This is a genomic window from Hyphomicrobium sp. (assembly GCF_019753045.1).
Lineage (GTDB): Bacteria > Pseudomonadota > Alphaproteobacteria > Rhizobiales > Hyphomicrobiaceae > Hyphomicrobium_B.
This window is the reverse complement of the sequence record NZ_JAIELN010000008.1, coordinates 86,149-97,475: the sequence shown is the minus strand read 5'-3', so window position 1 is coordinate 97,475 and position 11,327 is coordinate 86,149. Positions and strand designations below refer to the sequence as shown.

Genomic DNA, 11,327 nt, shown 5'->3' with positions numbered 1-11,327 from the left:
ATGGAGCAATGGAAGGATCATGTCCTCATGAGGGTCAGATTTCTTACCGGCACCGCGCTGGTGGCCGCGATCGTCCTGAATTCGCCGCTGCGTGCGGAACCGTCGGCGAATAATGTCCCTGCAAATGCGCCAGGCGGCGCTCAAAGCATCGAGCCCGGCAAGGTTGGACCGGGTAGCGAAAAGAATGCCGAGATCTCGCCGACTTCGCCGGACGTGCCCATCGAGAAGCAGCCGCCCCCGGAAATAAGCTTGCCTGCGGACTCAGGCGGCGGAGCGAGTTCCGGCGAACAAGGCAGCGGCCCCGAAGGAACGGCGCCGCCTCATGACCCTTCGGCGCCGGGGTTGCAGTGAGCCTATAAATGACCGCGAGGTTCACGGTTTAATCAAATGAAGACAACCTTTGCGTCGCGCCGTTTGCCAATTCCCGCGGTCGCCGTTGCATCCCCATCGGAAACCGGCGACTAAAAAGGGGGTAGGCAGACGAATGAGAGGCAACGCATGTTGAAATTTCTAGGCGTCGCAAGCTTTGTATTGGGTCTGGCGACGCTTGTGCCGTCCGCCGATGCGCATTTCCGGCATCGGTGCGACGGATGTCAGCCCTTCCGCCTCGGTTACCACAGGTACGGACCGCCCTACGGCCCGCACTTCGGATTCTATACCTACGCCGGCGACCCATTCGCTCGTGACGATTATTACGATGGCCGCCGCTGCTACTATCTGCACCATCGCAGCTTCTGCCGCGGGCCACGTCCTCTCGACTGGCTGCGCTTCCGCTAAGCCCCAGGCCGATTAAGCCAAGCGATCAAAAAAAAACGTGCCCGGCCTAGCTCACCAGGCCGGCACGCAGACCCGGCGTGGACGGAAATCGTATCCGTTGTCGAAGTAGCAGTAGGTGGTCGGATACGCGCGAACCCGAACCGGAACAGGCACCGGAACCGGAACGGCATAAACGGGATAACGCGGCAGCGCGTAATAGCTACCGGCAGGATAGAACCCGTAAGCCGGATAGAAGCCCCAGCCCTCACGACCGCACCAGCGGCTCGGCGCGCGATACCCGTAAGGATCGAAATCGCATCGGCGATGGCGGGCTTCAGCCGACGTAGCGACAGCAAAACTCAAAGCCGCGAGCAGCGCGGCGGCACATGTTCTGTAGGACAAAGGGGCTCTCCCAGATGCACTCACGACCTGCATTAAGGGAGGAGCTTAGAAGACGCCGTTAATTTGCGGCGATCCGAGCAAAAGTAAGGTCAACAAACCCTTGAGCGCCCGCGTCTGAGCGAGCGCGGAATCCTCTGATCAGTATCCGTTAATTGGGCGTCAACCCTATTTGCGAAGCGATCGTTTGCATCTCGCGAAGCGATTTCTGATCGATCTGGATGAGCGTTGGCAGCCGCTTCGCCATCTTCTCTTTCAACTCGCTCGAGCAACCGGGCTCGAGCTTCGATAACGCTTTGTCGACCTCTTCCTTCGCCTGCTTCTCGACCGTCGGGCGATCGATCGCAGTATCGATGCACTCATACAATTTAGCGACCAGCGGAGTCGTCTCGTTGTAGAACTTTTGGAGCTTCTCGGCTTCTGCGTTGAATCCGCAGCGCCGCGCCAAATCGATCTGCTGGAATTGGTCGGCAACTTGCGATCGCATGACGAGTGTCGTGCACGCATAGCCGGTCGCTATTCCAACCTGCTGCCTGCAAAGGCCGAGCCGCATATCCGCCTTCTGTATCTCGTTGAGCGTGCAAGCCTCAGCGCCGCCATGGACGGAGACAACACCCAAGGCAAGAAGAACAGCAATCGATCTGGAATTCACGGCGTTTGGCTCCCCGAAGCAGATGTTGCCGCCAGCGCAGCAACAGATCGTAGCAGACAGATTGTGGCGTGCGGAGTTCGCTGCCGGCTGATGTGACTTTATGCGCATCTCTGCGGACGCTGTCGAAGAACCGCCTCGCTTTTGCCGCGAAGTGTTACGGCCCGGTCACGTTTAGTCTCCTCGCCAAATGGTAGCCTCAATCCGAGTCTGTCATCGGACCGTAACGCGAGGAAAATGCGCGCAAACCAGTATTATAAGTTGCCGTCGGGCGACAAAGAATACTCGCGTTTCAGACTGCAGAACTTGCGCGCAAAATGGGAGCAGCGCCGTGGGGCTTTTCTAACGGGGAGAAGCCAACATGCAGAAATTCAAAGTCATCGTGTGGTGCGAGAATTGCCAGAATGACGTCGAAGGATGCTTCGGCGGTGGCTCGGAGACGATAGGCAGCGCGTTTGAGACTTGGGACGACGCGCAAAGGGCAGCTACCGAATACTGCGGGAACATGCCCTACAATTACCGCGTCGAAGAAGACGACGAGTACTAGCCGAAGCGCAGGTTAGAGCCGATGCCGCGATGACGCCGCCTCGTGACTCGGTCCACCGGCGAAGCCGCACACTCGTCCCTGCATAACGCTTGCGAGAGGTACGCCAAGCCACTGCGCTGAGCTGGTCTCGCCAACAGCGTCAGATTCCGCGCAGCCAACGACCACCTGATCCGAAACAAAAAGGCGGCCACCCGAAGATGGCCGCCTCTTGTTTGGGTACGCAAAACAATGATGGAACTAATGGTCTGAAATCCTTTCTAAATCGTGAGCGCCCCTTAAATCGCGTGCCGAGGAAAAGCTGTTAAGAAACCGTGCGTTCCCTGTGGGAGAGTCCGAAAGAGTACAGCGCTTAGAATCCGATTCTGATTCCGTCACATTCGTTGGCGTGATTCGGAACGGGGGGTTGCCGGGTCATCGCGGTGAGGGAATTCAATGCGCATGTACGGCTATACAACGGAAGAGCTTCACTCGTTTTATGGCGTTCTCGATCGGCTTGTGACGGAGGTTGCCGACCGCGAATTACAGATCACCGTCTACGACATGATCCATCGGCTGTTCGAAGCCGCCGACACAGGCATTAGGGAACCAGAACGTCTACGCCAGGCCGTACTGAGAGGTTGGGTTGCGCCCGAAGCGCTAATGGAGAGCGTGCAATTGCACCACTGGCGCGCCGCCTGAGGAGCTTGCCGGATCCTAAGAAATTGCGTCGGGCTTAAACATTCCTGCGAGGCGGTTGGGCGAAGCCGCCCGCCCTCTCGAAGGGAAATGCGAGACAGCCAATTGCCTTTTCGGCCTCAATAATCGTTCACGTCTTCGCGGGTGGTTTTCACATCGCCCTTCGATCGAAAAGTTAAACGCAATCCGATGAAGGCTCCCATCGCGACGACTGCAAAAATTAGGACGTCTCGCTCCAAATGGAAATTCTGAGTTAGAAATTCCGTCAGCGCGACGCTGAATAAGCCAATCGCGAGACTGAGACAGATAAACACGCCGGTCAGCATCTCCAGCGCCAAGATCACGACGCCGAGGATTAGGGCCACTTCGTAAGGTTGGAGATCCATCATTATTTCAGAACCAATTTGCCGGCGACTGAAGACAGCGTCTCGAGCAAGTCCGACGGAAGGAGGATCAACTTCGTCGAAGGCTGTGTCCCTAACGTTTTGACAGCCTCAGCTTGGATTTTCTTGATGTCGAAGTTTATCGCAGCTTCCCCGCCATTGTTAATGGCTTCTGCAATGGTCTTGACCGTATAGGCTTGCGCATCGGCCAGAACGCGTTGGGCTTGCGCCTGTTGTTGTGCCGTATAGAGCTCCGCATCGGCAGCGAGATTGGCGGCTTGCTTCTTGCCCTCGGCTTCACGAACGAGAGCCCGGCGCGTGCGTTCAGCATTCAACTGCAGCTGCATTGCCGTTCTTGTTTCGGCATCAACTTCAACGTCTAGAATCTCGACCCGCGTAAGAACGATACCCCATTCCTCAGTGACGTGCTGGATCTCAGCCTCGATCGTATCTGAAAGAACGCGACGGTTAGACTGAACATCGTCGAGGTCTGAATTGCCGATCGTGCTTCGAACGATGCCGGTGATGATTGTCTCGATTGCCTGGTCGATATTTTTGATTCGGTACCAAGCTCTGGAGGCGTCCGTCACGCGATAGAGAATGGCGAGTTTGATTTCGATTTGGACGTTATCTTTCGTGATGCTCGGCACCGATTTAACCGGCAACTGGCGTTCGAGAATATTTTCCTTGTGCGCGATGCGATCAATAAACGGCGTAACGATGTGAACGCCGGCGCTTAGGGTTCGGCTATACCGCCCCATGCGCTCGACAAGCCAATTTTCCGTTTGGGGAACGATCTTCAAACTAAGAAAGATGACGAAAAGGCAAACAGCTAGAATCGAAAGAACAACAGTCGTCATCATTTCCCCCCACCGATATTCTCAGCGCAATTTAAACTGATAGTTCAGGACGTGACAATAAGGGGGTATGCCACCAGTCCGAATGTTCGGACAGCAGTTGATCAGCTCCCCTGAAATGAGGCCACGGGCAAGTTTCGAATCCGGCTTGCCGATCGTCCTGCGCGGAACCGGCGCCTACAGGCTGGGCTTGCTGATCATCAGCCAGACGATGACCAGCACGGACGCGAAGGCTGGAAATCCGAACGCAAACCAGAGACGCCACAGACGGAAGTAGCTGGGCGGCAGGCTCACGGCTCTTTGGGCCGCGTCACGGGCGATGTCGCGCATTCGCACCTGCATCCATACGACCGGCAGCCAGAACAGGCCGACGACGACGTAGAGCGCTAAGCTCAGGGCGACCCAGCCGCCGAACAGCGGATAGCCGGCGAGCAGCGCCAGCCCGCCGCCGGTGATCGGTTGCAGCACGACGGCCGTCGCGGTGAACAGTGCGTCGGCGATGACAACCACCCCCGCCGTGTGGGCGATCAGGCGTGAATCTCCCGTGCGGTGGGCCATCAGCATGAAGAAGGCGATACCCGCGCCTGTGCCGAGGAGAACGGTCGCACCGATGATGTGCAGCGTCTTGAGGAGCAGATAAAGCGTCATCTCTCGTCCATCACCGCCAGAGCAACCAGCGCGAGCACTGCCGCCGGCAGGCTTTTCACAAGGGGCCCCATGGGATCGGCCCACAGTTGTGGAACCCACACGCTTGCAGCCGAAAGATATCCGGCCGTCACAAGGATCATGGCGCGCAACGCCAGGGGCGCGGTGGCGCGGAAGGCGACGAGAATGGCCAGACTAATGTCGAGGATACTTCCGCCGACCACGAATGCGTCGGCCATACCTGCGGGGATTCCAGCGTCGGTCAGCAACTCGACTGCGCGGGCATGGCTCGCGAAACCCACGACGCCCGAGACCGCCCAGAACGCCACCAGTGTGGCCAGCATCGTGGGCTTGAGGAAATACAGGTGCGCGAACCACCGCTCTTGCACACCGCTAGGCCAACCCGAAAGCGTTTCGACCAGACCGCGCGGCGAGAAGCCCAGGCGCGAGTTCGCCTCGTCGCTGTCTCCCGTCACGCCACCTGCGAGTTGGCGCATTGCGGCCGAGCGCATCGGACTTCGCCATCCTAGCCACGCAAGCGCATCGGCAAGCACCGCCGCCAGCGCGGCGACCCATGGGGGTGCCGCGATCACTCGCGCATCCGGCAAGCCGAGCCATGATCGGAATGCGCGCAGGATGTCGCCGAGGCTCGTCCTTTCCGCAGAAACCAGATCGCACGTGAATCCGGCCGTTGGGACCGTGAGCGCGCGAACCACGGCCAGGGCGACGTCGTCAACCGAAACGACTTGGACGATGGCGTCGGGCCTTATGGCCGGGATGGCGAAAGGAAACGCCGCAAGGCCCCGCAGCAGGGCGCTTCCGCCATAGGCTGCCGGCGCGAGCACCATGCCGGGCCTGAGAATGATCCAGTCGAGATTCGTGGCCCGGAGCGCTGCTTCGGCCTCGTGCTTCGTGTGCTGGAAACGTCCCTCGCCGCGTTCGACGCCAACCGCCGAGATGTGTACGAACCGGCGCACACCATGCCGCTCGCAAGCGCGAGCTAACTCGGTCACGGCCCGGACGTGAACTGCTCGAAGGTCGTCGCGCGGGCTGTCCTGAAGTGCGCCCGCGCAGTTGACCACCGCGTCGATGCTGCCGAGGAGCGCCGCCGCCCATCGGTCGGCGGTCATGTCACGTAGGTCGGCGTCCACCCAGCGAACCTTTGGAAACCGACGCCTCGCGACTCTGGTCTCACGGCCAAGGCCGACGACCTCATGGCCTTCACCGAGGAGGCGAGCAGTCACATAGCCGCCCACCAGTCCGTAGGCCCCAATCACCAAGATGCGCATGGACTACTGCATAGCCTCACGGCGCCGATCTGAAAACAAATCCAATTCAACATTGCGGAGTGTCTGCAGTCGCATGCCTTCAAGATCCCGCCTCTCGATGTGACATCGACCTTATCGATTGTCCGACGAGACTGCTGACCGGCGCAGTCGGCGCTTCCGGCGTCGAATATAAAGAGGTCACGCACCGCGAGCTACGGTCCGTCGATTTGGGGGCAAGTGTTTGAAAACAATGGTGCCGCCTGCGTGACTCGAACACGCGACCCCGTCATTACGAATAAGCGGGTCTTCTGTTTCATGATGTTCCATGCATCATCATGCAACACGCCAACTATTTGTTTTTTCAAGACAATATTGGATTTTGGCTTGCCCGACCTTACTTTAGGTCACGGTTCCACTTGATCCCTAAGTGCACCCTAAAGAACAAAGGTGAGACGCCATGCGAAAATTTCGGAATCAGAGAGACGTCGATCGCCTAACCGGCGAGGCAGGAAAACAGCTCGATTTTCATCATGCGACAGAGCGCGGATTTGGCATCCGAGTTTCGTACGGAGGCCGCAAGACCTATTATGCGCGCTATCGCATCGAGGGTAGGCAACGGCGAGCTACGATTGGCCATGACCCGAGTACACCTTGGACGAGGCGCGGCGCCAGTGTCGCGCCATCCTCGCGGACGTCGATAAGGGAATAGACCCCGCCGCGGAGGCAATGAAGCAGCGGCGTTCGCCGCGATCTCAAATCTTTGAAATTGTTGTGCAGGATTACATTGAGAAACATGCGAAGCGACACAAGAAGTCTTGGAAAGAGACCGAGAGGACATTCGAGCGCTGTTTTCTTCCGCAGTGGCGGAAGTTTTCGATAAAGAGCATAGACAAGCAACTCGTTCGCGATGCCTTGGATGAGATCCTACAAAAGGGAAGGCCGAGCGCTGCAAATCAAGCGTTCGCCTGCCTCCGGGCATTCTTCTCGTGGGCGGTTGAGCACGATCGTTGCTCGGCCTCTCCCTGTTTAACGTTGAAAATGCCCGCCAAAGAACAAAGCCGTTCGCGTTTCCTGAAAAACCATGAAATTCGCGCCGTGTGGATTGCTTCAGAAAGGTTCTTAGAGCCCTTCGGGACGATCGTGAGGTTGCTCTTACTTACTGGGCAGCGTCGTAACGAGGTCGCTGGCATGCGAAGGAATGAAATCGACTTCGAGGATGCGACATGGACTATTCCGGCTTGGCGTACGAAATCAGCCCGTGAGCAATTAGTTCCCTTAACACCGCGCACCCTAGACCTGCTGCGAGCCATTCCAGACACCGGAGAATTGGTCTTTCCAGCTCGCGGTGCTGAAGGGCGAAGCGTTTCTGGCTTTTCCAAATGGAAAAGCCAACTAGACGAAGCCAGCGGTGTTAGCGATTGGGTACTGCACGACATTCGCAGGACTGTTGCCACTGGTTTGGCGAGACTTGGCACACCGCTCCATGTCATTCGCAAAATCCAGAATCACGCCGATGCGATCCCGGGAGTAGGAAAGGTCTATAACCAGCACGATTATTTGGATGAAGCCCGCGAGGCCCTGTTCAAATGGGAGCAGGAGCTAGCTTGGATTTGCGTCGAGAAGTACGAATCACAGCGCAACGCCGCATAAGAGACAAAAGCGGTCGGGAAAGTCTTGGATAAAACACCTCCTGAGTCTCCGCCGAAATTTAAGGCGGCATTATCCAAATAGGAAATCGAGGGCTCGCGTCCACTGAACGGAAGTCGTTGGCTCTATCCCATGACGCAAGGAATAACCCGCGTCTGCTCCGTCCCGCTGCAACACCGCCAAACGCGAACCCCGTTTCAAACTAACCGGTTGACGCCCCTCGTCTCTCGCCTTACCGTTTTTTCATGGTGGGGACCTGGAGAAAGAGCGACATTCGTGTCGCCTGTGCGGCATTAGCGCTGCTGGGCGTCGTGAACTTTGCTGCGCTTTTTCCGAACCATCTTATTTCCGAACTCAGGCACTTTCTCTTTGTCGCAGACTTCGGCAGCTTCGCCGATGTCATTTGCGAGAGCGGCAAATCCCGGTCTGAACAGCCGGGTGGAAAAACATCGAATTGTCCTTTCTGCAAAGGCCTCGCCGCGTTTCAACTAGCGATTACCGCGGCCTCGGTGACGGTCAATCCGCTAGCCTCGCTCGGGCAGAAAATTGAAGAGAGCGAAGCGGCAATCCTTGCGCTCGTCTTTCTCGTAAAAGCGCGCAGTCGCGGTCCGCCCGCCCACGCTCTATGACGATTTGGATTGTCCGCTTTTGCGAGTGATCCGCCACACCTCAATCAAATCATCCAAGAGCTGATCAGACGGCGTCCCATTCGCGCGCGCCGATCGCGGTCATGTGGGGAAATGCATTATGTATCGTACTCGGCGAAATCAGCTGCTTGGCGCAGCTGCGACGACAGTTGTTGTCTTGAGCAGCCACGGAAAAATAGCTGCTGCGCAGGAGGTTCCAAACACGACCACGATGCCACCGGTCGTCGTTCAGCAGGACCGTAAAAGCCAAGCATCCAAAAAAACAGATAAGAAAAAGATCCAGTCTTCCGCACCTTCGCAGGCGGATTTCGAAAATGCCGCGCCGGTAGCTCCCTCATCCACGCCGCTTGATGGACCACCGGCATCCGAGACCGCTGGCGTTGGAGCGAAGGGGCTCGCTGTGCCTCTCACGACCACCCGTCTTTCCGGACAGGCAATCCAATCGCAGCGGCCCAACACGAGCGACACGGCACAACTTCTTACACAAGTGCCGGGTGTCAGCGTCTACTCCTCGGGAGGGATTTCGAGCCTGCCGGCGATCAACGGCCTCAACGGCGACAGGGTCAAGGTGTTGGTCAACGGTATGGTCATCTCGCCAGCCTGCACCAATCAAATGAATCCGCCGCTGTCATATATCGATCCGTCTCAGGTCGCCTCTGCCGATGTAATTGCGGGCGTTACACCGGTAAGCAAAGGCGGCGACAGCCTTGGCGGGACGATCAACGTCGAGTCGCGCCCCCCGCAGTTTGCCGATCTTGGTGAAGGCGTCCGGACGTCGGGCAGTATTTCTGCCTTCTACCGCAGCAACGGCGACGGCATAGCGACGTCAGCGCATGCCGAAGCTGCTACGCAAAATATCAGTCTTGGTTATACGGGCGCGTGGGCGAAGGCCGACGATTATGCGCGAGGGGACGACGGCCCCATCGTCCGATCGACTCTCTATCAGGCCTATAATCATGCCCTGTCGTTGGGAATTAAGAACGGTGCCGACCTCTTCACGTTCCAAGGCGTCTATGCCTCGGTTCCCTACCAGGGGTTCGTCAACCAGCGCATGGATATGGTCGACAATGACGCGTGGCTTTTTAATGCGCGCTATCTCACGCACTTCGATTGGGGCACGCTCGACTTTCGCGCCTACTACCATCAGACAAAGCATCGGATGGATATGCTGGCGGATAAGTCCGGCGCGATGCCGATGAGCGTCGACGGAACGGACGCGGGTTATTCGGTAAAAGCCGAAATACCTTTGACGACTGTGGATGTTCTGCGCATCGGCAACGAATTCCATCGCCAAACGCTGAATGACTGGTGGCCGCCGGTCGCAGGCATGGAGCCGATGATGGGGCCCGACACGTTCGTCGACATCAATCACGGCACCCGCCAGCGCCTCGGAACCTTTGCAGAGTGGGAACATCGATGGGACCGCGCGTGGAGCACGCTAATTGGCGTTCGCAACGACATGGTCTGGATGAATACCGGCGACGTGACCGGATACAGCTCGATGTATGCGGATGACGCGGCGGCATTCAACGCACGGAACCATGCGCGCACCGACGCCAACTTTGATGTTACGGCGCTCACCCGCTATGAGCCATCGGCCAACGAGACATACGAAATCGGCTACGCGCGAAAAACCCGCTCGCCAAACCTCTACGAACGGTATGCCTGGAGCACGGGAGCCATGGCCGCAGATATGATCGGCTGGTATGGCGATGCCAACGGCTACGTCGGCAATCTCGATCTCAAACCGGAGATTGGAAATACAGTGAGCTTTACGGCTGGCTGGCATGATAGTACCCGCCGTACGTGGGAGATCAAGGTCACGCCGTATTACACCTACGTGCGGGACTATATCGATGCGAACTTCCTGAAGTCGCAGTCCAGCATGGGTGGCGGCATGGACATGGGCGGGATGGGCACGATGGATATGCCGTCATCCGAGTTCGTGACCCTTCAGTTTGCCAATCATGCCGCGCGGCTCTACGGTGTCAACGTTTCGGGAAGTCTCAATCTTTGGGAAAGCCCTGTATACGGCCAGTTCGGCCTCTCCGGCATCATCGGCTATGTCAACGGCGAGAACCTTGATACGGGCGACACGCTGTATCACATGATGCCGCTCAACGCGCAGCTGACGCTCAATCATCGGCTTGGCAACTGGTCGAATGTGGTGCAGCTGACGATGGTTAGTACCAAGGACGACGTCAACGGATTGCGCCATGAACCGACCACGCCCGGCTACGCGCTTGTCGATTTGCGATCCAGCTATCAATTGCAGAACGTGCGCTTTGACTTCGGCATCACGAACCTATTCGACAAGCTCTATTACCCGCCGCTCGGCGGTGTCGACTGGGCAGACTATGCGGCTGCCGGAGCAGATGGACTGATATCGCCTGTTCCCGGCCAGGGACGTTCGTTCAACGCGGGCGTGACCGTTACGTTTTAAAACACGGTCGAAGCGTGGCCGAAGGGGAAATTCTTGTCGGCCACGCACCAATCCTATCGCGACTTGAGCTCTACAGGGAATCGCTGCGTTGAAAACGCAAGCGAGTTGGGGGGGTGTACATTTAGGAATAACTGACGTCGGTAGACGCTACGGCCAATGTGTGAGCGGGGAGCCCCCTTGTACCGATTGAAGGAACAGATTGGGGCAACGCGACTCACATCGTTGTTGTGGATCGCTATGGCGTTTTGCGCGTGCTTGCTCGCCTTGAGTGCACCGGCGGACGCCCATCATCAGCGGAAAAGCCAAAACAACTCGGGCCTTTCAATTCCCAATCTGACGCATGGGCAGTTGCGAGTGATGGCAGAGTACCGGAGTGCGATCCTCCAATTAGGCAGCCGGCAGATCAGTCCA

General features: G+C 57.7%; 13 protein-coding genes. 7 read left to right on the top strand and 6 right to left on the bottom strand.

The genetic code is table 11. The features are described from left to right. Positions 1–27 precede the first annotated feature (27 nt). Together K2Q04_RS10575 and K2Q04_RS10570 are read left to right on the top strand one after the other, a co-directional pair. Entirely contained in the window at positions 28–351 is a 324-nt protein-coding gene (locus tag K2Q04_RS10575; RefSeq protein WP_291163008.1) for a hypothetical protein, read from the top strand. 147 nt (positions 352–498) lie between these two features. Continuing rightward, positions 499–777, top strand: coding sequence for a hypothetical protein (locus K2Q04_RS10570; protein WP_291163006.1), 279 nt, complete (start codon positions 499–501; stop codon positions 775–777). A 51-nt stretch (positions 778–828) separates the two neighbouring features. Here the strand turns inward: K2Q04_RS10570 and K2Q04_RS10565 are convergent, their stop codons facing one another. Continuing rightward, entirely contained in the window at positions 829–1,158 is a 330-nt protein-coding gene (locus tag K2Q04_RS10565) for a hypothetical protein (RefSeq protein WP_291163004.1), read from the bottom strand. A 148-nt stretch (positions 1,159–1,306) separates the two neighbouring features. Then, a complete protein-coding gene (locus K2Q04_RS10560; RefSeq protein ID WP_291163002.1) occupies positions 1,307–1,807 on the bottom strand; it encodes a hypothetical protein in 501 nt (166 codons plus the stop codon). Between the two features lie 358 nt (positions 1,808–2,165). Between K2Q04_RS10560 and K2Q04_RS10555 the strand changes: the two genes are divergently transcribed. Both K2Q04_RS10555 and K2Q04_RS10550 read left to right on the top strand, forming a co-directional pair. Further along, the gene (locus K2Q04_RS10555; RefSeq protein WP_291163000.1) at positions 2,166–2,351 is read left to right on the top strand and encodes a hypothetical protein; all 186 of its coding nucleotides are present in this window, start codon (positions 2,166–2,168) and stop codon (positions 2,349–2,351) included. Between the two features lie 438 nt (positions 2,352–2,789). Continuing rightward, positions 2,790–3,029, top strand: coding sequence for a hypothetical protein (locus K2Q04_RS10550; protein WP_291162998.1), 240 nt, complete (start codon positions 2,790–2,792; stop codon positions 3,027–3,029). A gap of 116 nt (positions 3,030–3,145) precedes the next feature. Here K2Q04_RS10550 and K2Q04_RS10545 read toward each other — a convergent pair whose 3' ends face one another. The 4 genes from K2Q04_RS10545 to K2Q04_RS10530 all read right to left on the bottom strand — a co-directional run bounded on the left by K2Q04_RS10545 (position 3,146) and on the right by K2Q04_RS10530 (position 6,200). Further along, the gene (locus tag K2Q04_RS10545) at positions 3,146–3,412 is read right to left on the bottom strand and encodes a hypothetical protein (RefSeq protein WP_291162996.1); all 267 of its coding nucleotides are present in this window, start codon (positions 3,410–3,412) and stop codon (positions 3,146–3,148) included. 2 nt (positions 3,413–3,414) lie between these two features. Further along, on the bottom strand, positions 3,415–4,269 hold the full coding sequence (locus tag K2Q04_RS10540; protein WP_291162994.1) for an SPFH domain-containing protein: 855 nt from the start codon (positions 4,267–4,269) through the stop codon (positions 3,415–3,417). Positions 4,270–4,443: 174 nt separating this feature from the next. Further along, complete coding sequence (locus tag K2Q04_RS10535; protein WP_291162992.1) at positions 4,444–4,914, bottom strand: DUF2269 domain-containing protein; 471 nt, start codon at positions 4,912–4,914, stop codon at positions 4,444–4,446. Then, a complete protein-coding gene (locus tag K2Q04_RS10530) occupies positions 4,911–6,200 on the bottom strand; it encodes an SDR family oxidoreductase (RefSeq protein WP_291162990.1) in 1,290 nt (429 codons plus the stop codon). Before K2Q04_RS10530 ends, K2Q04_RS10535 begins: the two co-directional genes overlap by 4 nt. Before the next feature lie 630 nt (positions 6,201–6,830). Between K2Q04_RS10530 and K2Q04_RS10525 the strand changes: the two genes are divergently transcribed. From K2Q04_RS10525 to K2Q04_RS10515, 3 genes are all read left to right on the top strand, one after another. Next, positions 6,831–7,829 (top strand): site-specific integrase, encoded by a 999-nt coding sequence (locus K2Q04_RS10525; RefSeq protein ID WP_291162988.1) that lies wholly within the window; start codon positions 6,831–6,833, stop codon positions 7,827–7,829. Between the two features lie 242 nt (positions 7,830–8,071). Then, positions 8,072–8,455 (top strand): DUF2946 domain-containing protein, encoded by a 384-nt coding sequence (locus K2Q04_RS10520; RefSeq protein ID WP_291162986.1) that lies wholly within the window; start codon positions 8,072–8,074, stop codon positions 8,453–8,455. 118 nt (positions 8,456–8,573) lie between these two features. After that, positions 8,574–10,916, top strand: coding sequence for a TonB-dependent receptor plug domain-containing protein (locus K2Q04_RS10515; RefSeq protein WP_291162985.1), 2,343 nt, complete (start codon positions 8,574–8,576; stop codon positions 10,914–10,916). Positions 10,917–11,327 lie beyond the last annotated feature (411 nt).

What these genes read in the sequence shown, in the direction of transcription:
- K2Q04_RS10520 (WP_291162986.1), top strand. Translation starts at nt 8,072, where the DNA reads ATGGTGGGGACCTGGAGAAAGAGCGACATTCGTGTCGCCTGTGCGGCA.
- K2Q04_RS10550 (WP_291162998.1), top strand. Translation starts at nt 2,790, where the DNA reads ATGTACGGCTATACAACGGAAGAGCTTCACTCGTTTTATGGCGTTCTC.
- K2Q04_RS10515 (WP_291162985.1), top strand. Translation starts at nt 8,574, where the DNA reads ATGTATCGTACTCGGCGAAATCAGCTGCTTGGCGCAGCTGCGACGACA.
- K2Q04_RS10570 (WP_291163006.1), top strand. Translation starts at nt 499, where the DNA reads ATGTTGAAATTTCTAGGCGTCGCAAGCTTTGTATTGGGTCTGGCGACG.
- K2Q04_RS10535 (WP_291162992.1), bottom strand. Translation starts at nt 4,914, where the DNA reads ATGACGCTTTATCTGCTCCTCAAGACGCTGCACATCATCGGTGCGACC.
- K2Q04_RS10545 (WP_291162996.1), bottom strand. Translation starts at nt 3,412, where the DNA reads ATGGATCTCCAACCTTACGAAGTGGCCCTAATCCTCGGCGTCGTGATC.
- K2Q04_RS10555 (WP_291163000.1), top strand. Translation starts at nt 2,166, where the DNA reads ATGCAGAAATTCAAAGTCATCGTGTGGTGCGAGAATTGCCAGAATGAC.
- K2Q04_RS10575 (WP_291163008.1), top strand. Translation starts at nt 28, where the DNA reads ATGAGGGTCAGATTTCTTACCGGCACCGCGCTGGTGGCCGCGATCGTC.
- K2Q04_RS10530 (WP_291162990.1), bottom strand. Translation starts at nt 6,200, where the DNA reads ATGCGCATCTTGGTGATTGGGGCCTACGGACTGGTGGGCGGCTATGTG.
- K2Q04_RS10540 (WP_291162994.1), bottom strand. Translation starts at nt 4,269, where the DNA reads ATGACGACTGTTGTTCTTTCGATTCTAGCTGTTTGCCTTTTCGTCATC.